A 20,225-nucleotide genomic window follows, 5' to 3' on the forward strand; every position below is an offset into this window, starting at 1 on the left:
CGGCTCTCGGCGTCTGCGCGGCCGTTGACACCCGCAGCGGTACACGCCAGGCTCGTCCTCAACCGATCGGTTGAGGAGGCGGGTCGTGGCGACGACGGCGCAGCGGTGGCGGAAGCTCGCGGACGAGTTCGGGCGGCGGGTCGACGGCGTCCCCCCGGACCGCTGGGACGACCCCGCGCCGTGCGAGGGCTGGGTCGCCCGCGACGTCGTCCGGCACCTCGTGGAGTGGATGCCGTCGCTCTACCTGGGCGCCGTCGGCCGGCCGCTGCCGGACATGCCCCCGGTCGACGACGACCCGGCCGGTGCCTGGCGCGCCGCCGACGCGGCGATCTCGGCGCTGCTGGCCGACCCCGCCACGGCCCGGCTCCCCACGGCCACCCGCGCGGGCGGGATGACCCTCGAGGAGCTGGTCGCCATGACCGGGCTCATGGACCTCCTGGTGCACGCCTGGGACCTCGCCCGCGCCACCGGCCAGGACGAGACGCTGGACGCCGCGGAGGTCTCGGGGTTCCTGGCCGGCATCGAGCCGTGGGACGCCGCGATGCGCGGCAGCGGCCACTACGGCGCGCGCGTGCCGGTCCCCGACGACGCCGACGACCAGGCGAAGCTGCTGGCCTTCACCGGCCGCCGGCCCTGACGCGGGCGTCGGTACCTGGTCGCGGGGCGGTCCGCGGGTCGACCATGGGCCGGTGCTCACCGTCCGGCTGCTCGGGCCGTTCACCGTCGAGGTGGACGGCCGCCGGGTGCCGGAGGACGCGTGGACCCGCCGGGACGCCGCCGGGCTGGTGAAGCTCCTGGCGCTGCGCCCCGGTCGGCAGGCGCACCGCGAGCAGGTGATGGACCTGATGTGGCCGGACCTCGACCTCGCCGACGCGGCGCCGCGGCTGCACAAGGCCGCGCACTACGCCCGCCGGGCCCTGGGCTCGCCGGAGGCGGTGGTGCTGCGCGACGGCACGGTCGCCCTGGTGCCCGGGACGCCGGTCGCGGTGGACGTGGAGGAGTTCGAGGCCGCCGCCGCCGAGGCGCTGCGGGAGGGCTCGCCCGAGGCGGCGGCCGACGTGCTGCGGCGGTTCCCAGCCGAGCCCCTCCCGGGTGAGGTCTACACCGGGTGGGCTGCCGGACCGCGCGAGCGCCTCGGCGGCCTGCGGCGGCAGTTGCTGCGGCAGGCCCGCCGGTGGGCCGACCTGGTGGCGCTCGACCCGCTCGACGAGGCGGCCGCCGTCGCGCTGGTCCGCGAGCTGGCCGCCGGCGGCGACCTGCCCGGCGCGCTGGCCCGCTACGAGGACCTCGACCGGACGCTGCGGCGCGAGCTGGGCACCGGTCCCGGCCCGGAGGCGACCCGGCTGGGCGCCGAGCTGGCCGCCGCGCTGCGCGCCCGCGGGCGGCTGAGCGCCGCGGACGAGGGCCGGCTGTCCCAGGAGATCCGGTTCTGCCGCAGCCCGGACGGCGTGCGCCTGGCCTACGCGTGCTCCGGGACCGGGCCGCCGCTGGTCAAGGCCGCCCACTGGATGACCCACGTCGACCACGACTGGCACAGCCCGGTGTGGCGGCACTGGCTGCTGGCGCTGTCCCGGCGGCACCGGCTCGTCCGCTACGACGAGCGCGGGTGCGGGCTGTCGGACTGGGAGGTCCCGGAGCCGACCTTCGAGAGCTGGGTGACCGACCTGGAGACCGTGGTGGACGCGGCCGGGCTCGACCGGTTCCCGCTGCTCGGCATCTCCCAGGGCGCCGCGGTCGCGATCACCTACGCCGCCCGGCACCCGGACCGGGTGAGCCGGCTGGTCCTCTACGGCGGCTACCTGCAGGGCCGGCTGATCCGGGCCAGGACCGAGGAGGAGCGCCGCGAGCACCTGCTCGAGGTCGAGCTGGTGCGGTTGGGCTGGGGCCGCGACGACCCGGCGTTCCGGCAGGTGTTCACCTCGCGGTTCATGCCCCGGGCGTCCCGCCGGCTGTGGGACGCCTTCAACGACCTGCAGCGCACCACCACGTCACCGGAGAACGCCGCCCACGTCCTCGAGGTCGCCGCGGGCATCGACGTGGTGGCGACCGCGGCCGAGGTCCGGGCGCCGACGCTGGTGCTGCACGCGCGCCACGACGGCCGGCCGCCGTTCGCGCAGGGCCGGCTGACCGCGTCGGTGATCCCGGGCAGCCGGTTCGTCGCGCTCGACAGCTGGAACCACGTCCTGCTCGCCGACGAGCCGGCCTGGCCGGTGTTCCTCCGGGAGGTGGAGGACTTCCTCGCGGAGTGAGCGGGTCGGTCCCGGGTGGCTCAGGGGACCTCGCGCATCCGGCGCGGACCGGGCTCGACGCGCGCCGTGGGCAGGCCGACCCGCACGGTGCCGCCGGCCACCACCAGCGACCGCCCGCCGTGCCACGGCTTCTCCGGGCCGACGATCACCGGGGACAGCGTCAGCCCGAGCACCTCGGGCAGGTCGTCGGCGAGCCGGGCCACCCGCAGCAGCAGGTCCTCCAGCGCCGCGACGTCGACCCGCTCGGCGCCGCGCCAGCCGTCGAGCAGCGGCCACGCCCGCGGCTCGCGCACCAGCTCGGCGGCGTCGAGGTCGGTCAGCGGCAGGGTGCGGTAGGCGCGGTCGCCGAGCAGCTCGGTGGCCACCCCGCCGAGGCCGAAGCTGACCAGGGCGCCGAACGACGGGTCGTCGACGACCTCCACCACCGTCGCCACGCCCGGCGCGGCCATCTCCTGCACGATCACCGGGTCGCCGGCCGGGATGGCCTCGAAGGCGGCGCGGACGGCGTCGGCGTCGGGGAGGTCGAGGCGGACCCCGCCGAGGTCGGTGCGGTGGCGCAGCCAGGGCGCGGTGGACTTGAGCACCACCGGGTAGCCGACGGTGTCGGCCGCGGCGACGGCCTCCTCGGCGGTGGTCGCCGTCCGCGTGCCGAGCAGCGGCACCCCGTAGGCGGCCAGCAGCGCGATCACCTCGTCGTCGGCGAGCGGGCGGCCCTCCGGCGACCCGGCCAGGACGCCGCGGAGCAGCGACCGCGCGCGCCCGGCGTCGACGCCGGACAGCTCGGGCACGGTGCCCACCGGCCGGCGCCGCCAGCGGGCGTACTCGGCGACGCGGGCCAGCGCGATGACCGCCCGCTCCGGGGTCGAGTACGACGGCACCGAGCCGCGGGCGGGCATGTCGGTCTCGTCGGGCACGGTGAGCTCGCGCGGGATGCCCTCGGCGGAGAGGAACGTGGCCACGACCGGCTTGGCCGAGGACCGCGACACCTCGACCAGCGCCCGGCCGTACTCGTCGGGCGGGGTGTGCACCAGCGGCGGGAGGAACACCGCGACGACCGCGTCGACGCCGTCGTCGTCGACCGCCTGCTGCAGCGCCGCGCGGAAGGCCTCCGGGCTGCCGCCGGTTCCGATGTCGGCCGGCGTCTCGTGCGCCAGCGACAGCCCCTGGTCGAGGACGGAGTCGGCGACGAGCACCCCGAGGGCGGTGGAGTTGCCCACGACGGCGACCCGGTCGCCGGCGGGCAGCGGCTGGTGGGCGAGCAGCATGCCCACCTCGAACAGCTGCGCGACGGTGTCCACCCGGATCACCCCGGCCGAGGCGAACAGCGCCGCCACCGACTGCTCGGGCACCGCCACCGACGTGCCGGCCAGCCCCGGGGTCAGCCCGCCGTGCCGGCCGCTCTTGACCGCCACCACCGGCTTGGTGCGGCCGACGGTGCGGGCCAGCCGGGCGAACTTGCGCGGGTTGCCGAAGCTCTCCAGGTGCAGCAGCACGACCTCGGTGCCGGGGTCGGTGGCCCAGTACTGCAGCAGGTCGTTGCCGCTGACGTCGGCGCGGTTGCCCGCCGAGACGAAGCTGGACAGGCCGATGCCGGCCCGGCGGGCGCGTTCGAGCAGGGCGACACCCAGCGCGCCGGACTGGGCGAAGAAGCCGACCCGGCCGCGGCCGGGCACCCGGGGGGCGAGGCTGGCGTCGAGCCGGATGGCCGGGTCGGTGTTGACGATGCCCAGGCAGTTGGGGCCGACCACCCGCATGCCCGAGGCCCGCGCCGAGGCGACCAGCCGCCGCTCGGCCTCCCGCCCCTCCGGCCCGGTCTCGCCGAAGCCGCCGGAGATGACCACCAGCCCGCGGACCCGCTTGCGCCGGCAGGCCTCGACCACCCCGGCGACCTCGTCGGACGGGACGGTGACGACGGCGAGGTCGACGTCGCCCGGGATGTCCTCGATGGAGGCGTAGGCGGGGACGCCGCGCACGTGCCGGGCGCCGGGGTTGACCGGGTACACCGGCCCCTCGAAGGAGTGGTCGAGCAGGTTGCGCAGGACGAGGTTGCCGATCTTGCCCTCGTCGTTGCTGGCGCCCACGACCGCGACCGACGACGGCGTCAGCAGCCGCGCGATCGACCGGGACTCGCTGCGCTGCTCGCGCTCGTAGAGCACCGCCAGCGAGGTCTCGGTGGGCGCGATGGGGAAGGTCAGGTGGACGACGCCCTCGTCGTAGGTGCGCTTGGCCTGGTAGCCGGCGTCGAGGAAGACGCGGACCATCCGGGCGTTCTGGGTCAGCACCTCGGCGACGAAGCGGGTGATGCCCCGCTCGCGGGCAGCGGCGGCCAGGTGCTCGAGCAGCACCGACCCGAGGCCGCGGCCCTGGTGGGCGTCCTCGACGAGGAAGGCGATCTCGGCGTCGTCGGTGCCCGGGAGGCGGTCGTAGCGGCCGACCGCGATGAGCTGGTCGCCGAGCAGGACGACGAACGCCACCCGGTCGCGGTGGTCGACGTGGGTGAAGTGGTGCAGGTCCCGGTCGCTGAGCCGCTTCATCGGCCCGAAGAACCGGTAGTAGCGGGTCTGGTCGGAGCTGCGGTCCATCAGCCCGACCAGCCCGTCGGCGTCCTCGGGGCAGATCGGGCGCAGGTGCACCGTGCCGCCGTCGGCGGCGATGATGTCGGCCTCCCAGTGCGCCGGCGGCCGGGGCGCCTCCTCCGCGGACGGCTGCTCCGCGGGTGACTGTTCCGGCGCGGTGCGCTGGTCAGTCACGGGGGTCGTCCGGGTCGAGGCCGAACAGGGGGTAGACCGCCCGCCGGGTCCGCGCGACGGCGCGGTCGACGCGGGACTCGGTGAACGGGTCCCACGCGGCGAACCCGGTGTAGCCGCCCTCGGTCATGTGCGTCGGCGGCCGGGCGCGCAGCCCGCGGGCGACGACGTCGTCGCGCCAGGACTGCGGGATCTCCGTCGCGGGGTCCAGCTGCGCCCCCGCCGCCTCGGCCAGCAGGTGGGTCCAGGCCCGCGGCACGCAGCGGACCAGCCCGTAGCCGCCTCCGCCGAGGGCGATCCAGCGGCCGTCGCAGAGCTCGTGCGCCAGCTCGTGCACCGCGCGGTAGCTGGCCCGCTGGCCGTCGATGGTGAGCGCGAGGTCGGCGAGCGGGTCCTCGTGGTGGGCGTCGCAGCCGCACTGGGTGACCAGCACCTGCGGCGCGAAGGCCCGCAGCACGCCCGGGACGACGGCGTGGAAGGCGCGCAGCCAGCCGGGGTCGTCGGTGCCGTTGGGCAGCGCGATGTTCACGGCGCTGCCGTGCGCCTTCTCCGGGTCGCCGCACTCCTCGGGGTACCCGGTGCCGGGGAAGAGGGTCAGCGGCGTCTGGTGGATGCTCACCGTGAGCACCCGGGGGTCGTCGTAGAAGGCGGCCTGCACGCCGTCGCCGTGGTGGACGTCGAGGTCGACGTAGGCGATCCGCTCGACGCCCTGGCCCAGCAGCCAGGCGATGGCGATCGCGGCGTCGTTGAAGACGCAGAAGCCCGACGCCCGGTCGCGCATGGCGTGGTGCAGCCCGCCGGAGATGTTCACCGCGTGCTGGGCGCGGCCGGAGTGCACGAGCTCCGCGGCCTGCACGCTGCCGCCGGTGATGAGCGCCGCGGCCTCGTACATGCCCTCGAAGACCGGGTTGTCGGAGGTGCCCAGGCCGTAGCGCTCGTCGGGGTCGGTGGGGGCGCGCCGCACCGCCTCCAGGTAGGTCTCGTCGTGCACGAGGGTGAGCAGGTCCGTGCCGGCCGGGGTGGGCCGGACGACCTTCACCCGGTCCGGGGCCAGCACGCCGAGGCCGTCGGCCAGGCGCATGGTGAGGTCCAGCCGCACCGGGTGCAGCGGGTGGTCACCACCCAGCGTGTAGCCGAGCAGCGCGTCGTCCCAGACGACGGCCACCGAGTCGCTCACGGTGCCCTCCTCCGCCGTCGGGCCCCTCCGGCCGGGGCGTCGTCGTCCCGGGGTCGGCCCTCGCCCGGACGCTACCGCCGGTGCGCGGCCGCCGCCCTCCCCGCGGCCGGCCGCCGCGGGGCGCACGCCGGGGCGGCTCGCGCGTCCGGCGGAGCGCCGGGGCCGGTGGCTCGCGGGCCGTAGGATCGGGAACGACACGGAGGAGTGCCAGTGAACGACCTCATCGACACCACGGAGATGTACCTCCGCACGATCTTCGAGCTGGAGGAGGAGGGCATCGTCCCGCTCCGGGCCCGCATCGCCGAGCGGCTGCACCAGAGCGGCCCCACGGTCAGCCAGACCGTCGCCCGCATGGAGCGCGACGGGCTGCTGACCGTCGAGGGCGACCGGCACCTGCAGCTGTCGGAGTCCGGGCGGGCGCTGGCCACCGCGGTCATGCGCAAGCACCGGCTCGCCGAGTGCCTGCTCGTCGACGTCATCGGCCTGGACTACGCCGACGTCCACGAGGAGGCCTGCCGCTGGGAGCACGTGATGAGCGAGGCGGTGGAGCGCAAGCTGCTGACCCTGCTCGGCAACCCGACGGTCTCTCCCTTCGGCAACCCGATCCCCGGCCTCGACGCGCTCGGCGGGGAGACCTCGGCGGTGCTCGACTCGTTGACCCTGCTGTCCACCACGGCCACCGCCGAGGGCCGCCGGGTGACCATCCGGCGGATCAGCGAGCAGCTGCAGGAGAACGGCGAGCTGCTGCGCGAGCTCTCCGAGCACGGCGTGCGGCCCGGCGCGACGGTCGTCGCCCGGTCGACCAACGGCACCGTCACCGTCGACGACCACCCGCTGCCCGCCGGTGTGGCCCAGCACCTGTTCGTCGCCGCGCTCGACGACGACCTGACCCCGGCGGAGGCCGCCGCCCACCTGTGAGGAGGGGCCCTGCGGCAGGGCCGTTCCAGCACGTCCCGGTGCCCGGCACCCGCTCCCCGCGGGTGCCGGGCGCCGCTCGTTACGGTGGCGGCGTCCGCGCCACGACCCAGCGTCCGCGACCACCCGCGAGGAGCCCCGGTGAGCCAGCCCGACCACCCGACCGACAGCCCCGCGGACCCCGCCCCGGCCTCCCCCTTCGAGCGGCTGGCCGACTTCGTCGCGATCCCGCGGGTGAGCGGCCTGGCGCTGTCGGCCGACGGCACCCGGCTGGTGGTCGCGGTGCAGACGCTCGACGCCGAGGGCAAGAAGTGGCAGTCGGCGCTGTGGGAGGTCGACCCCGAGGGGCAGCGCCCGCCGCGGCGGCTGACCCGCAGCGCCCCGGGCGAGTCCGCGCCCTCCTTCGCCCCCGACGGCACCCTGCTGTTCGTCTCGGCCCGTCCCGACCCGGGAGCCGGCAAGGACGCCGGGGAGCCGAAGCCCGCGCTGTGGGCGCTGCCGCCCGGCGGCGGTGAGGCCCGCGCGGTGGTCACCCGGCCCGGCGGGGTGGCCGGGTTCGCGGTCGCCGCCGACAGCGGCGACGTCGCGGTGGTGGCCGCCACGATCCCCGGCGCCGCCGCCGCGGACGACGACGAGGCCCGCCGCAAGGCCCGCAGTGACGCCGGCGTGTCGGCGATCCTGCACGAGGCCTACCCGGTGCGGTACTGGGACGCCGACCTCGGCCCGGCCGTGCCGCACCTCTTCTTCGCCGGCGCGCTGCCGGCGGAGGGGCCGGCCGGTGAGGCGCCCGAGCCGCCCGAGCTCCGCGACCTGACCCCCGACGCCGGTCCGCCCACGGGCGCCGGTGAGTCGGTGGCCCTCTCCCCCGACGGTCGTCTCGCGCTGCGGGTGGACCAGGTGCCCGACGGCCCGGCCGGCCGCCGTGACCGGCTGGTGCTGGTGGAGATCGCGACCGGGGAGAGCCGGGTGCTGGTCGACGACCCGCTGGCCGACGTCCACTCCGGCGCCTTCTCCCCCGACGGCGGCTCGGTGGTCTGCGTCCGCGAGACGATGACGACCTACGCCGAGCCGCCGGACTTCACGCTGCTGCTGGTCGACGTCGCCTCGGCCGAGGCCCGCGAGCTGACCCCGGACTTCGACCGCTGGCCGAGCGCCCCGCAGTTCGCCGCCGACGGCGCCGCCGTCTACTTCCTCGCCGACGACGACGGCCGGCACGCGCTGTTCCGGGTCGAGGTGGCCGGCGGCGAGCCGGTGCGGCTGACCGCCGACGGCGCCTACAGCGACCTGCAGGTGGCCCGCGACGGCAGCGCCCTCTACGCGCTGCGGTCGGCCTACGACCAGCCCCCGGCGCCGGTCCGGCTGGACCCGCGGGCGACCGGCCAGCACCCCGACCCGCTGCCCGCGCCGGGCGCCGTCGGGCCGCTGCCGGGCACGCTCACCGAGGTCCGCGCCACCGCCGCCGACGGCGCCGAGGTGCAGGCCTGGCTGGTGCTGCCCGAGGGCGCCTCGCCGGAGGACCCGGCGCCGCTGCTGCTGTGGATCCACGGAGGACCGCTGATGAGCTGGAACTCCTGGTCGTGGCGCTGGTGCCCGTGGGTGCTGGCCGCCCGCGGCTACGCCGTGCTGCTGCCCAACCCGGCGCTGTCGCAGGGCTTCGGCCAGGACTTCGTGCGGCGCGGCTGGGGCGAGTGGGGCGGGGCCCCCTACACCGACCTGATGGCCGCCGTCGACGCCGCGCTGGAGCGGCCCGACCTCGACGCGGAGCGCACCGCAGCGATGGGCGGCTCGTTCGGCGGCTACATGGCCAACTGGGTCGCCACGCAGACCGACCGGTTCCGGGCGATCGTCACCCACGCCAGCCTGTGGGACCTCGACAGCTTCGTCGGCACCACGGACGCGGCCTACTACTGGGAGAAGGAGTGGGGCGACCCGCTGCTGACCCCCAAGCGCTACGAGCAGAACTCGCCGCACCGCTTCGCCGACGCCATCCGCACGCCGGTGCTGGTCATCCACGGCGACAAGGACTACCGCGTGCCGATCGGCGAGGGCCTGCGGCTCTGGTACGACCTGCAGAAGCGGGGGGTGCCCTCGCGGTTCCTGTACTTCCCCGACGAGAACCACTGGGTGCTCACCCCCGGCAACGCGACGGTCTGGTACGAGACGGTGATCGCCTTCCTGGCCGAGCACGTCCTCGGCCAGGAGTGGCAGCGGCCCGCCCTGGTCTAGCGCGTCCTCGTCACCTGCCGGGCACGAGCGTCCTGCCGATCAGGGCGCGCAGCTCCGCCGGCGGCAGGCAGGCGGCCAGCCCGTCGGCCAGCAGCCGGGGCAGCACCGCGGCGGGGTCGGCGGCCAGCGCCCGGTCGAGCGCGACGTTGGCCATGGCGCCGTCCCCGCGCAGCCAGGCGCTGACCGCCAGCAGCGTCGCGGGCGCGCCGTCCAGGGGCACCGGCGCGCGGCGGGTGCACTCGGTCCACAGCACCTCGGCGGCCGGGGCGTCGTCGCCCAGCGCCAGGCCCAGCGCCCCGTCGCGTACGTCGGGCAGCGTCAGCGCCCACAGCACCTCGGCGACCCGGACGTCGGGCAGCCGGGCGCCCGCGGTGGCCGGGCCCGGCCGGCAGGCGGCCGCGGCGTCGGCGACCAGGGCGGCGCCCTCGGCGGCGAGCGCCGCGGCGCCCACCGCGCGCAGGCGGACGGCGTGCCGTCGTCCCACCTGCAGGCACGCCTCGGCCATCGCCGCGGCGGCCGGGCCGTCGGGCGGGGTGATGCGGGCGGCCAGCGCACCGCGGTCGGGCGCGAGGACCGCGCCACCGGCCACCGCGGCCGCCGCCAGCGGGCTGGCGCCGCCGGGGACGGGCGTGCCGGCGCCCGGTTCGCAGCAGGCATGGGGGCAGTCGTAGTCCCACCAGCGTCCGCCGCGGACCAGCAGCGCCTCGCGGACCGGCACGTCCTGCGCGTCGAGGGCCAGCACCAGCTCGTGCACCGTGTCGCGGTGCGGCAGCTCCGGCCAGACCTCGGGGACGCCGACGTCGGGCGGCAGCACGGGCAGGGCCGCGACGTCGGGCGCCTCGGAGACCACTGCGAGCAGCACGGCGTCGGGACCGTCGGTGACGACCTTGGCGGCGAGGGTGCGGGCCAGCGCGGCGGCCGCACCCGGCGGCGGGAGGTCGGCGCGCACGGTCAGGCCGACCCGGCTGCCGCCGGGCCCGCGCAGGCTGACCAGCACCAGCGACTCGGCCGGCCGGAAGCCGAGCAGGTGCGGCAGGGCCGCGGCGACCTCGCCGCTGTCGGAGAGCCGGATGACGGGGATCGGGGGTTCGTCCACGCCGCCGACCCTGGGTCGACGACGGGGCCGGCGGGCCGGGCCACCCCCGGCTGTGGAGCGGCCCGGCCCCTGTGGACGGCCGGGACCCGGAGTGTCAGCCGGCCGTGCCGGCGCAGGTCACCGGTCGCGGCGGGCGTTCCACGGCAGGCGGCGGAGCTCTGCGGCGAGCTCGTGCACCGCCGCCTCGCCGAAGCGACGCGCCCAGTGGCCCAGCCAGTCCTCCTGGTCCAGGAAGAACTTCCAGTCGCTCACCACCCCGTGCCGCACGAAGAGGAACGGCACCGGGGACTGGAACGGCCGGAACCCCCCGTTGTAGATCGCGGTCGACCGGTTGCCGTCGTAGAACGGCCCGAACACGATGCCGTCCTCGACGTAGGACGGCACGGCGATCTGCTGCAGGACGTCGTCGAAGACGCCCTGCGCACGCTCGGCCGGCAGGTCCGGGAAGACGACGACGGTCACGTCGTAGGTGGTGTCGCCGCCGTCCGCGGCCCCGGCCTCGAGCAGCCGGCGCCTGTGGCCCTCCATCAGCTCGACGACGCGGGGCACGCCACCGTCGCCGACCTGCTCGGGAGCCAGCCAGAGCCGCTGCCGTTCGAGGGACGTGGGTACGAAGGGGCAGACGGGGCCCGGGCGGCCGAGCTCGTCGTGCGGCCGGACGACGAAGCTCCGGATCCAGTCGGCGACGGCGCGCAGCGCGTCCCGGTCACGGTCGGCCAGACCACTCGTCCTCCCCTCGCTCTCGAGGTCCTCGAGGAGGAACAGGTCAGCGGTCGGTGTCGACATCGGGGCCTCCCGGGGGCGGAGAGCCGGCGCCGGTCGCCGGTCCTCCCGAGCCTGCCCGTCCCCGGCCGCCCGTCGCCCCCGTCAACGGCCCTGGTCCGCACCCGGGCGTCACCGCCCCGCGCGCACCGGCCTCAGTCGAGCGCGGCGGCCTGGGTGTCGTAGGCCTGCTCGAGCAGGCCGGTGAACGCCGTCGGGTCCGGCCGGCCGCCCGAGGTTTCGGTGGTGAGCAGGACCAGCACCCGCTCGCCGTCCTGCACGACGCCGACCAGCGCCGGCACGGTCACCTGCTGCCCGTCGGGCCCGGTCGCGGTGGTGGTGAAGACGACGCCGGCCGAGCCGTCGCCCAGGTCGGGCACGGTGAGCTCGTCGAAGGCGACGGTGACCGTGCCGACCTGCGGGGAGGTGACCTGCACCGACCGGCAGCCCTCCAGCTGCTCGCCGAAGCCCGCGAGCGCGTCCTCGGCCGGGCCGCCGGAGGCCAGGGCCTGCACCGTGGTGACCGTCCCGAGGACGGCGACCTGCGCGGCGACGTCGTCGTACTCGTCGAACGACGGCTGGGTGCCCTGCACCGCCGGTGCGCACTCCGGCGGGGTCACCTGCACGTCCCCGGCCGCGCCGCCGGCGGCCGCCGCCCCCTGCGCGAGCTGCGCCTCGGTCAGCGGGGTCACCTGCGCGCCCGGCCCGAAGGCGTCCGCGGGCAGCAGGCCGGGCGCGAGGTCGGTGCCCGACGCCGGGGACCCGGACGCCGGGGCCGAGGACGCCGTCGACGACGCGGGCGAGGCCGTGCCCCCGACCTCCCCGCCCGCGCACCCGGTGAGCACGGCGGCGGCCGCCAGGCCGGCGGAGGCGCGCAGACGGAGGCTCACGATCGCGACGCTAACCGCGGGGGGACGCCGCTGCAGGCCGGTTCCCCGGGCGGGTCACAGCTCGTACTGGACGGCGCTGCGGGCGGCCAGGTACGGGCGGACGTGCTCGGCGATCACGGCCAGGTGCACCGGGTCGGTCGCGTAGCGGCGGAACGCCTCGACGTCGGGGAAGTCGGCGACCAGCACGGTGTGCGCGTTGCCCTCGACCAGCCCGGCGTCGGCGGCCACGGTGAACGCCAGTGAGCCGGGGACCTGCTCGGGCAGCCGGCGCAGCGCGGCGACGGTCTCGGCGCGGCGGTCCTCGTCGGCGGCGTCGGACCAGGTGAAGTGCACGACGTGTCGGATCACCCGGTCACCCTGTCAGCCGGGCGGACCGGAGGGGGTCGGTAGTGTCCGGCGCATGGGACGACGGCTGCGGATCGCACTGCTGTCGTACCGCAGCAAGCCCCACGGCGGTGGGCAGGGCGTCTACGTCCGGGCGCTCTCGCGGGAGCTGACCGCTCTGGGCCACTCCGTCGAGGTGCTCAGCGGCCAGCCCTATCCCGAGCTCGACGACGGCGTCCCGCTGACCCGGGTGCCCAGCCTCGACCTCTACCGCGAGCCCGATCCGTTCCGCACCCCGCGGCCCTCGGAGTTCCGCGACTGGATCGACGTCGCCGAGTGGGCCGCGATGTGCACCGCCGGCTTCCCCGAGCCGCTGACGTTCACCCTCCGCGCGGCCCGCCTGCTGCTCCCCCGCGCCGCGGAGTTCGACGTCGTCCACGACAACCAGAGCCTGGGCTACGGGCTGCTGCGGCTGGTCCGCGCCGGGGTCCCGACCGTGGCCACCGTGCACCACCCGGTGGCCATCGACCGGCAGCTCGAGCTCGCCGCCGCGCCCACGCTGCGCCGCCGGCTGACGCTGACCCGCTGGTACGGGTTCACCGCGATGCAGGCGCGGGTCGCGCCGCGGCTGGACGCGGTCACCACGGTGTCGGAGAGCTCCCGCCGCGACATCGAGACCCACCTGCACGTGCCCGCGGCCGGCGTCGAGGTCATTCCCGTGGGCATCGACCCCGGCGACTTCACCCCGCCGCCGGCCGGCCGCCCGCGCGAGGTCGACTCGATCGTGGTCACCACCAGCGCCGACGTCCCGCTCAAGGGCCTGGTGCACCTGCTCGAGGCACTGGCCAAGCTGCGCACCGAGCGTGCGGTGCGGCTGACCGTCGTCGGCACCGCCCGGCCCGGCGGCCCCGCCGAGTCGGCGCTGGACCGCCTGGGCCTGCGCGGCGCCGTCCGGTTCACCGGCCCGCTGCCCGAGGCCGACCTGGTCCGGCTGCTGCAGTCGGCGACGGTGGCCGCGATCCCCTCGCTGTACGAGGGCTTCTCGCTGCCGGCCGTGGAGGCCATGGCGTGCGGCACCCCGCTGGTGACCACCGACGCCGGCGCGCTGCCCGAGGTCGTGGGCACCCAGGCCGGGCTGCGGGTGCGGGCCGGCGACGTCGACGAGCTCACCGCGGCGCTGCGGATGGTGCTGGAAAACCCCGCGCTGCAGGAGCAGCTGGGCCGCGCCGGACGCCGCCGGGTGCTGGCCGCCTACACCTGGCGGGCGACCGCCGAGCGGACCGCCGACTGGTACGCCCGCGTGCTGGAGGAGAAGGGCCGCCCGTGCTGACCGTCGACTACGACCTGCTCGACCTGCGGCCCGGAGCCACCGTCCTCGACCTCGGCTGCGGCGAGGGCCGGCACGCCTTCGAGGCCTACCGCCGCGGCGCCCGCGTGGTCGCCGTCGACCGGGGCGGGTCCGAGGTGGAGACGACGAAGCGCTGGCTGGAGGCGATCGCGGAGGCCGGCGAGGCACCGGAGGGCGCCCGCTACGAGGTGGTGCGCGGCGACCTGCTGCACCTGCCCTTCCCCGACGCGAGCGTCGACCGGGTCATCGCCTCGGAGGTGCTCGAGCACGTCCCCGACGACGCCCGGGCGATGGCCGAGATCGTCCGGGTGCTCAAGCCGGGCGGGCGGGCGGTGGTGACCGTGCCGCGGTACGGCCCCGAGCGGGTGTGCTGGGCGCTGTCGGACGCCTACCACGCCAACGAGGGCGGCCACGTGCGCATCTACCGCGGCGACGCGCTGCGCGCGCGGCTGCGGGTCGCCGGGCTGGTGCCGGGCCGGCGCCACCACGCCCACGCGCTGCACGCGCCGTACTGGTGGCTCAAGTGCGCCGTCGGCGTGGAGCGCGACACCGCCGTCGTGCGCGCCTACCACCGGCTGCTGGTCTGGGACCTGACCAAGCGGCCGTGGCTGACCCGGACCGCCGAGCGGCTGCTCGACCCGCTCATCGGCAAGAGCCTGGTGGTCTACGCGGACAAGCCCGGCGCCGGTGGCGCGGGCCGGGCCGGTCGCCGCACGGTCACCGCCGCCGGGGAGCGGGAGCGGACCGCTGCGACGCACTGACCTCCCCGAGCTCCCCGGTGTCCTCGACGCCGCCGCCGTGCGCCGCACGGTGGCGGCGATCGCGGCGGAGCAGGGGGCCGACGGCGCGCTGCCGTGGTTCCGCGGGGGGCAGCTGGACCCGTGGGACTCGGTCGAGGCGGCGATGGCGCTGGAGGTGGGCGGCGAGCACGGCCGCGCCGCGGCCGCCTACCGCTGGCTGGCCGGCCGGCAGCGCCCCGACGGCTCCTGGGCCGCGGAGTACCGCGGCGGCGCGGAGACCTCCCCCGCCGTGGAGAGCAACCACGCCGGCTACCTGGCCGTGGGCGCCTGGCACTCCTGGCTGGCCAGCCGGGACGAGGCGCTGGCCGGTGAGCTGTGGCCGGTGGTGCGCCGCGGCCTGGACCTCGTGGTGCGCATGCAGCTCGACAGCGGGGCGGTGGGCTGGGCGCTGCGGCCCGACGGCAGTCCCGACGGCACCGCGCTGCTGACCGGCAACGCCAGCCTGTTCCAGTCGCTGCGCTGCGGCATCGCGCTGGCCGGGCTGGTCGGGGACCCCCAGCCGGACTGGGAGCTGGCCGTCACCGGCCTCGGGACGGCGCTGCGCACCGACCCCGGCGCGTTCGCCGACCGGTCGCGGTACTCGATGGACTGGTACTACCCGGTGCTGGCCGGCGCGGTCACCGGCGACGCCGCGCGCGCCCGGCTGGCCGCCGACTGGGACCGCTTCGTCGTCCCGGGCCTCGGTGCCCGCTGCGTCGCCGACCGCCCCTGGGTGACCGGCGCGGAGACCTGCGAGCTGGCGCTGGCGCTGGTCGTCGCCGGCCAGCCCGAGGCCGCGCACGAGCAGGTGGCGGCCATGCAGCACCTGCGCCACGACGACGGCTCGTACTGGACGGGGCTGGTCTACGCCGACGACGCCCGCTGGCCGGTCGAGCGCACCACCTGGACGGCGGCGGCAGTGGTGCTCGCCGCCGACGCGCTGACCGGGGCGACCCCGGCGTCGGGGCTGTTCGCGGACCCGTCGGCGCTGCCGGCGCCGGGCACCGAGGACGCGCCCGGTTCGGCGGCGCCGTTGCCGGGCAGTCGACAACCGTGACCAGCACGACCGAGCACCCCCACACGCCCCCGTCCCCCACCGCCGAGGGCGTCACCGTCGTCGTGATGAGCCGCGACCGCCGTGACGACCTGCTGGCGACCCTCCCCCGGCACGAGGCCCCGGTGGTGCTGGTCGACAACGGCTCCACCGACGGGACGGTGGACGCCGTGCGGGCGGCCCTGCCCGAGGTGACCGTGCTGCCGCTGGCCGAGAACGTCGGTGCCCGGGCGCGCACCATCGGCGCCGGGCACGCCGGCACGGAGTTCGTGGCCTTCGCCGACGACGACTCCTGGTGGGCGCCGGGCGACCTCGCCCGTGCCGCGACGGTCATGCGCGCCCACCCGCGGCTGGCGGTGCTGAACGCGCGCGTCCTGGTCGGCCCGGAGGAGCGGCTGGACCCGCTGTGCCCCGAGCTCGCGGCCAGCCCGCTGGGCACGCCCCCGCACCTGCCCGGCCCGCGGCTGCTCGGCTTCATCGGGTGCGCGGCGATGGTGCGCACCGAGGCCTTCCTCGCCGCCGGCGGCTTCGACCCGGTGGTGCGCTTCCCCGGCGAGGAGGAGCGGCTCGCGCTCGACCTCGCCGCGGCCGGCTGGGACATCGCCTACGTCGAGGCGGTGACGGTGCACCACCACCCCTCGACCCGCCGGCACGACCCCGCGCAGCGGCGGGCGGCGATCTGGCGGTCGAAGGCGCTCACGGCGGTGATGCGGCTGCCGTGGCGCGACGTGGCGCGCACCGTGGGAGCCGCGCTGCGGGCCGGCGCCCCGGAGCGGCGCGGTCTTCGGCGGGCGGTGCCGGACCTGCCGGCCGCGCTGCGCCGCCGTCGCCGGGTGCCGGCGCACGTGCTGGCCGACCTGCGGCTGCTCGCCGGGGACGCCGCGTGACGGCCACGCAGGCCCGCGCGGAGACCACCGGCACCGGAGCCGACCCGCGGGTCGCCGTCGTCGTGATCACCCACCAGCGGCGCGACGAGGTGCTGAGCGCGCTCGCGCGGCTGGTGGCGCTGCCCGAGCGGCCGCACGTGGTGGTGGTCGACAACGGCTCGACCGACGGCACCGCCGACGCCGTCCGCGAGCGGTTCCCGGCCGTCGATCTGGTGGCCAGCCCGGACAACCTGGGCGCGGTCGGCCGCAACGTGGGCGTCGCCCGGCTCGCCACGCCCTACGTCGCCTTCTGCGACGACGACACGTGGTGGGACCCCGGGTCGCTGCGGACCGCCGCCGACGTGCTCGACGCCCATCCGCGGCTGGCCGTGGTGACCGGGCGGATCCTCGTCGAGCCCGGCGGCCGCGAGGACCCGATCGTGCCGGAGCTGCGCGACTCCCCCGTCCCCGGCGCCGACTGGCTGCCCGGGCCGGCGCTGGGCTCGTTCCTCGCCGGCGCCAGCGTGGTGCGCCGGGAGGCGTTCCTGGAGGTCGGCGGCTTCTGCGAGCGGCTGTGGCTGGGCGGGGAGGAGGAGCTCATGGCCGGCGACCTCGCCGCCGCCGGCTGGGAGCTGTGCTACCTGCCCGCGCTGACCGTGCACCACCAGGCCTCGCGGGCCCGCGACTCCCACCGCCGCCGCCGCGACGGCATCCGCAACACGCTGTGGACGACGTGGCTGCGGCGCCCGCTGCGGCCGGCGCTGCGCCGCACGCTGCACCTGCTGGCCACGCTGCCCCGCGACCGGGTGACCGTGCAGGGGCTGCTGGCCGCGGTGCGCGGCGTCCCGTGGGTGGTGCGCGAGCGCCGGGTGCTGCCCCCGCACGCCGAGGCGCGCTTCGCCGCGCTCGACGCCCTCCAGCGGCGCAGCACGGCGCGGAAGTACGTCAGCTGACCGGCGAGGCATAGGAAGCTCTCCGCACGTCTACGGGCTCCAGACGTGCGGAGAGCTTCCTATGCCCGGCGAGTCGCACAGTCGATGCAGGTGCGGGCGGTGGGACGGGCTTCCAGGCGCTCGGGGGCGATCGGCCGGCCGCAGGACTCGCAGCGGCCGTAGGTGCCGGCCTTCACGGCGGTGACCGCGGCGTCGACGTCGGCCAGGCGGCGGCGCGCCTGCTCGAGCAGCGCCGCCACCTGCTGCCGCTCGAACGCGATCGTGGCGCCCTCCGGGTCGTGCTCGTCGTCGGCGTTGGACGCCTGCGAGGCGGCGACGATCTCGTCGAACTGGCGGGTCAGCGCCTCGATCTGCGCCTGGGCGGCCGCCCGCTCCGCCCCCAGCGGGTCAGCGCTCACGGCGCAGCAGCCGCAGCGAGCCGGTGCCGGGCAGCTCGGTGAAGTCGCCGGTGGCCAGCACCCGGGTGTAGACGCCGAACGGGGCCTGCCCGCCATCAGCCGGGTCGGGGAAGACGTCGTGGATGGCCAGCGTCCCGCCGACGGCGAGCTTGGCCACCCAGGCGTCCTGGTCGCGGCGGGCGGACTCCTCGGTGTGGCTGCCGTCGAGGAACAGCAGCGCCGGCGGGGTCGACCACAGCGGCGCCAGCACCTCCGACCGCGCGACGACGGCGACGACGACGTCCTCGGCACCGGCGTCGGCGATCGTGCGGCGGAACCGCGGCAGCGTGTCCACCAGCCCGACGGCGGGGTCGACCAGCGACGGGTCGTGGTACTCCCAGCCGGGCTGGTGCTCCTCGGAGCCGCGGTGGTGGTCGACGGTGACCACCTGCCGGCCGGTCTCCCGCGCGGCGGCGGCGAGGTAGAGCGCGGACTTCCCCATCCAGGAGCCGATCTCGAGCAACGGCCCGGGGACGGCGACGGCGCGGGCGGCCTCGTACAGGGCGCGCCCCTCGTCGGCGGGCATGAAACCGGGGGCCGCCTCCGCGGCGGCCAGGAGATCGCTCATCGGGCGAACCTCGCACGCAGGGCCGACATCCGCTGCTCCGGGGCCGCGCCCGCCGCCGTCCCGGCCGCGGTGGCGAAGAACGCGCCGGCCGCCGTCGTCACCGGGACCGCCAGCACCAGCGCGATGGCGCCCACCAGCGTGCGGATGACCTCCTCGGCCAGCGCCGAGCTGGTCAGCACGACACCGGCCGGCTGGGCGTAGATCTCGAACAGCAGCAGCAGCGGCAGCGCGGCCCCGGCGTAGGCGAACACGATCGTGTACACCGTCGAGGCGATGTGGTCGCGGCCCACCGCCATGCCGCGGCGGTAGAGCGCCCGCCAGCCCATCGCGGGGTCCACCTCGTGCAGCTGCCACAGCGCCGAGGCCTGGGTGATCGTGACGTCGTTGAGCACGCCGAGGCCCGCGACGACGACGCCGGCGATGACCAGCCCGGAGAAGTCGAGCGTCGGGTCGTACGTCAGCAGCTGGGTGGTCTCCTCGCTGGTCAGGCCGGTCAGCCGCGCCGCGGCGACCGACGCCGCGCCGAGCCCGGTGACCAGCGCCAGGCCGAACAGCGTGCCCACGAGCGCCGTCGTCGTCCGGGCGGAGAAGCCGTGGGCGAGGTAGAGGACGACGAACATGATCGCGGCCGAGCCGACGAGGCTGACCAGCGTCGGCGAGGAGCCCGCCAGCAGCGCGGGCAGCACGAACTGCAGCAGGACGAAGAACGCGAACGCGAGTCCCACCAGCGCGGCCAGCCCGCGCAGCCGGGCGACCGCGACGGTGACCAGCGCGAACGCGATCGCCAGCGCGAGCATCGGCGTGCTCCGCTCGACGTCGGAGAACTGGTAGCTGGTGCCGCCCTCGGCGCCGGGGTCGCGGGTGAGCACGATGGTGTCGCCCTCCCCGACCCCGTTGGCGACGACGTCGGCCTGCAGGTCGACCTGCTGGAACTCCCCGGCGCCGGACCCCTCGAGCACCTCGACGACGGCGGTCGCGCAGGTGGCCTGCGAGGTGCCGGCCTCGCCGCAGGGGAACGTCTGCAGCGACACGACCCGCCCGTCGGGATAGGTGGTGCCCGGGGGCAGGAAGGTCTCGGCGACCTGCTGGGCACGGGTCGGCTCGTCGTCGGGCCAGAGCACGACCAGGCCGACGACGGTGGCCAGCCCGGCGGGGACGAGCAGCAGCAGCATCAGCCACACCGCCCGGCGCCGGCGGGTCAGCGTCTCGGCGCTCGGCGGCGGCGCGTCGGGGTCCGCACCGTGGGAGTGGCCGTGGGAGGAGGAAGAGGGCGGCACCCGGTCAGGCTAGGAGCCGCGCCCCTCCGGGCCCCGCCCGACACCGGGGGCTCAGGCGCTGCGCCCGTCCGGCCCGTCGGGCCGCCGGGTCTGGGCGCCGGAGGGCGGCGAGCCGCCGCCGTCGGCCGGCCCCGCCTCGGGGTCGACCACCTCGAAGCGCCGCCAGAGGCCGGTCAGCTGCAGCGGCCGGACGACCGCGATCGGCGGCGAGACCAGCGCGACGGTGACCGCCCGCGGCTGCGTCATGCGCTGCAGCTGCACCAGCACCGCCATCCCGGCCGAGTTCATGAACGTCACCCCGGCCAGCTGCAGCTCCAGCCGCGAGAGCGTGGGCACCGAGAGGAGCTGGTCGGTGACCGCGCGGACCAGGGGACGGCGGGCGGCCTCGGTCAGGTCGCCGGTGACGGCCACCCGGCTGACGTCACCGTCGAGCTCGACGGTGACGTCGGGGGCCTCGCCGTCGTGCCGGCCCTCTGCCTCGGGGCCGTGGTCGGCCGCGGCGCCCTCGTCCGGCGGTACGGAGTCGTCCATGTACGCGCACTTCCCGCTGCCCGCGG

19 protein-coding genes are annotated in these 20,225 nt (G+C 76.8%); 9 read left to right on the forward strand and 10 right to left on the reverse strand.

Features of this window, described 5'->3' with window-relative positions:
- Window positions 1-85 precede the first annotated feature (85 nt).
- Together ACI79V_RS03680 and ACI79V_RS03685 are read left to right on the forward strand one after the other, a co-directional pair.
- On the forward strand, window positions 86-637 hold the full coding sequence (locus ACI79V_RS03680) for a TIGR03086 family metal-binding protein (RefSeq protein ID WP_456886910.1): 552 nt from the start codon (window positions 86-88) through the stop codon (window positions 635-637).
- Between the two features lie 52 nt (window positions 638-689).
- Window positions 690-2,249 carry an alpha/beta fold hydrolase gene (locus ACI79V_RS03685; protein ID WP_456886911.1) on the forward strand — a complete coding sequence of 520 codons (1,560 nt, stop codon included), beginning with the start codon at window positions 690-692 and terminating at the stop codon, window positions 2,247-2,249.
- 20 nt (window positions 2,250-2,269) lie between these two features.
- Here the strand turns inward: ACI79V_RS03685 and ACI79V_RS03690 are convergent, their stop codons facing one another.
- Window positions 2,270-4,999 carry a bifunctional acetate--CoA ligase family protein/GNAT family N-acetyltransferase gene (locus tag ACI79V_RS03690; protein WP_456886913.1) on the reverse strand — a complete coding sequence of 910 codons (2,730 nt, stop codon included), beginning with the start codon at window positions 4,997-4,999 and terminating at the stop codon, window positions 2,270-2,272.
- The gene (locus tag ACI79V_RS03695; protein ID WP_456886915.1) at window positions 4,992-6,173 is read right to left on the reverse strand and encodes an acetoin utilization protein AcuC; all 1,182 of its coding nucleotides are present in this window, start codon (window positions 6,171-6,173) and stop codon (window positions 4,992-4,994) included. Before ACI79V_RS03695 ends, ACI79V_RS03690 begins: the two co-directional genes overlap by 8 nt.
- 210 nt (window positions 6,174-6,383) lie before the next feature.
- On the opposite strand from ACI79V_RS03695, the gene ACI79V_RS03700 reads away from it, so the two are divergent.
- Window positions 6,384-7,091 carry a metal-dependent transcriptional regulator gene (locus ACI79V_RS03700; RefSeq protein ID WP_456886917.1) on the forward strand — a complete coding sequence of 236 codons (708 nt, stop codon included), beginning with the start codon at window positions 6,384-6,386 and terminating at the stop codon, window positions 7,089-7,091.
- Between the two features lie 138 nt (window positions 7,092-7,229).
- The gene (locus ACI79V_RS03705) at window positions 7,230-9,314 is read left to right on the forward strand and encodes a S9 family peptidase (RefSeq protein ID WP_456886919.1); all 2,085 of its coding nucleotides are present in this window, start codon (window positions 7,230-7,232) and stop codon (window positions 9,312-9,314) included.
- Window positions 9,315-9,324: 10 nt separating this feature from the next.
- Here the strand turns inward: ACI79V_RS03705 and ACI79V_RS03710 are convergent, their stop codons facing one another.
- The 4 genes from ACI79V_RS03710 to ACI79V_RS03725 form a co-directional block, all read right to left on the reverse strand.
- A complete protein-coding gene (locus tag ACI79V_RS03710; RefSeq protein ID WP_456886921.1) occupies window positions 9,325-10,410 on the reverse strand; it encodes a DUF4192 domain-containing protein in 1,086 nt (361 codons plus the stop codon).
- A gap of 117 nt (window positions 10,411-10,527) precedes the next feature.
- Window positions 10,528-11,196 (reverse strand): DUF6875 domain-containing protein, encoded by a 669-nt coding sequence (locus tag ACI79V_RS03715; protein WP_456886923.1) that lies wholly within the window; start codon window positions 11,194-11,196, stop codon window positions 10,528-10,530.
- A 131-nt stretch (window positions 11,197-11,327) separates the two neighbouring features.
- Window positions 11,328-12,062, reverse strand: coding sequence for a hypothetical protein (locus ACI79V_RS03720; protein WP_456886925.1), 735 nt, complete (start codon window positions 12,060-12,062; stop codon window positions 11,328-11,330).
- A 54-nt stretch (window positions 12,063-12,116) separates the two neighbouring features.
- Window positions 12,117-12,410 (reverse strand): Dabb family protein, encoded by a 294-nt coding sequence (locus ACI79V_RS03725; RefSeq protein ID WP_456886927.1) that lies wholly within the window; start codon window positions 12,408-12,410, stop codon window positions 12,117-12,119.
- Between the two features lie 52 nt (window positions 12,411-12,462).
- On the opposite strand from ACI79V_RS03725, the gene ACI79V_RS03730 reads away from it, so the two are divergent.
- The 5 genes from ACI79V_RS03730 to ACI79V_RS03750 are packed head-to-tail and all read left to right on the forward strand — an operon-like array spanning window position 12,463 to window position 17,386.
- On the forward strand, window positions 12,463-13,716 hold the full coding sequence (locus tag ACI79V_RS03730) for a glycosyltransferase family 4 protein (RefSeq protein WP_456886929.1): 1,254 nt from the start codon (window positions 12,463-12,465) through the stop codon (window positions 13,714-13,716).
- Complete coding sequence (locus ACI79V_RS03735) at window positions 13,710-14,495, forward strand: class I SAM-dependent methyltransferase (protein WP_456886930.1); 786 nt, start codon at window positions 13,710-13,712, stop codon at window positions 14,493-14,495. The genes ACI79V_RS03730 and ACI79V_RS03735 overlap by 7 nt, the downstream gene beginning before the upstream one ends.
- A gap of 37 nt (window positions 14,496-14,532) precedes the next feature.
- Window positions 14,533-15,570 carry a prenyltransferase gene (locus tag ACI79V_RS03740; protein ID WP_456886932.1) on the forward strand — a complete coding sequence of 346 codons (1,038 nt, stop codon included), beginning with the start codon at window positions 14,533-14,535 and terminating at the stop codon, window positions 15,568-15,570.
- The gene (locus tag ACI79V_RS03745) at window positions 15,567-16,454 is read left to right on the forward strand and encodes a glycosyltransferase (protein ID WP_456886934.1); all 888 of its coding nucleotides are present in this window, start codon (window positions 15,567-15,569) and stop codon (window positions 16,452-16,454) included. Before ACI79V_RS03740 ends, ACI79V_RS03745 begins: the two co-directional genes overlap by 4 nt.
- Entirely contained in the window at window positions 16,451-17,386 is a 936-nt protein-coding gene (locus ACI79V_RS03750; protein WP_456886936.1) for a glycosyltransferase family 2 protein, read from the forward strand. Before ACI79V_RS03745 ends, ACI79V_RS03750 begins: the two co-directional genes overlap by 4 nt.
- Window positions 17,387-17,445: 59 nt before the next feature.
- On the opposite strand, the gene ACI79V_RS03755 is transcribed toward ACI79V_RS03750, so the two are convergent.
- Genes ACI79V_RS03755 through ACI79V_RS03770 form a run of 4 tightly spaced genes read right to left on the reverse strand, consistent with a single transcriptional unit; the run spans window position 17,446 to window position 20,199 of the window.
- The gene (locus ACI79V_RS03755; protein WP_456886938.1) at window positions 17,446-17,784 is read right to left on the reverse strand and encodes a TraR/DksA family transcriptional regulator; all 339 of its coding nucleotides are present in this window, start codon (window positions 17,782-17,784) and stop codon (window positions 17,446-17,448) included.
- Window positions 17,774-18,391: a class I SAM-dependent methyltransferase gene (locus tag ACI79V_RS03760; RefSeq protein ID WP_456886940.1), complete on the reverse strand. Its 618-nt coding sequence runs from the start codon at window positions 18,389-18,391 to the stop codon at window positions 17,774-17,776. The genes ACI79V_RS03755 and ACI79V_RS03760 overlap by 11 nt, the downstream gene beginning before the upstream one ends.
- Entirely contained in the window at window positions 18,388-19,668 is a 1,281-nt protein-coding gene (locus tag ACI79V_RS03765) for a YibE/F family protein (protein ID WP_456886942.1), read from the reverse strand. Before ACI79V_RS03765 ends, ACI79V_RS03760 begins: the two co-directional genes overlap by 4 nt.
- 51 nt (window positions 19,669-19,719) lie before the next feature.
- Window positions 19,720-20,199 (reverse strand): STAS domain-containing protein, encoded by a 480-nt coding sequence (locus ACI79V_RS03770; RefSeq protein ID WP_456886944.1) that lies wholly within the window; start codon window positions 20,197-20,199, stop codon window positions 19,720-19,722.
- Window positions 20,200-20,225: the final 26 nt, after the last annotated feature.

It is taken from the genome of Geodermatophilus sp. SYSU D00700 (genome assembly GCF_054050255.1).

What these genes read in the sequence shown, in the direction of transcription:
- ACI79V_RS03760 (WP_456886940.1), bottom strand. Translation starts at nt 18,391, where the DNA reads ATGAGCGATCTCCTGGCCGCCGCGGAGGCGGCCCCCGGTTTCATGCCC.
- ACI79V_RS03770 (WP_456886944.1), bottom strand. Translation starts at nt 20,199, where the DNA reads ATGGACGACTCCGTACCGCCGGACGAGGGCGCCGCGGCCGACCACGGC.
- ACI79V_RS03730 (WP_456886929.1), top strand. Translation starts at nt 12,463, where the DNA reads ATGGGACGACGGCTGCGGATCGCACTGCTGTCGTACCGCAGCAAGCCC.
- ACI79V_RS03715 (WP_456886923.1), bottom strand. Translation starts at nt 11,196, where the DNA reads ATGTCGACACCGACCGCTGACCTGTTCCTCCTCGAGGACCTCGAGAGC.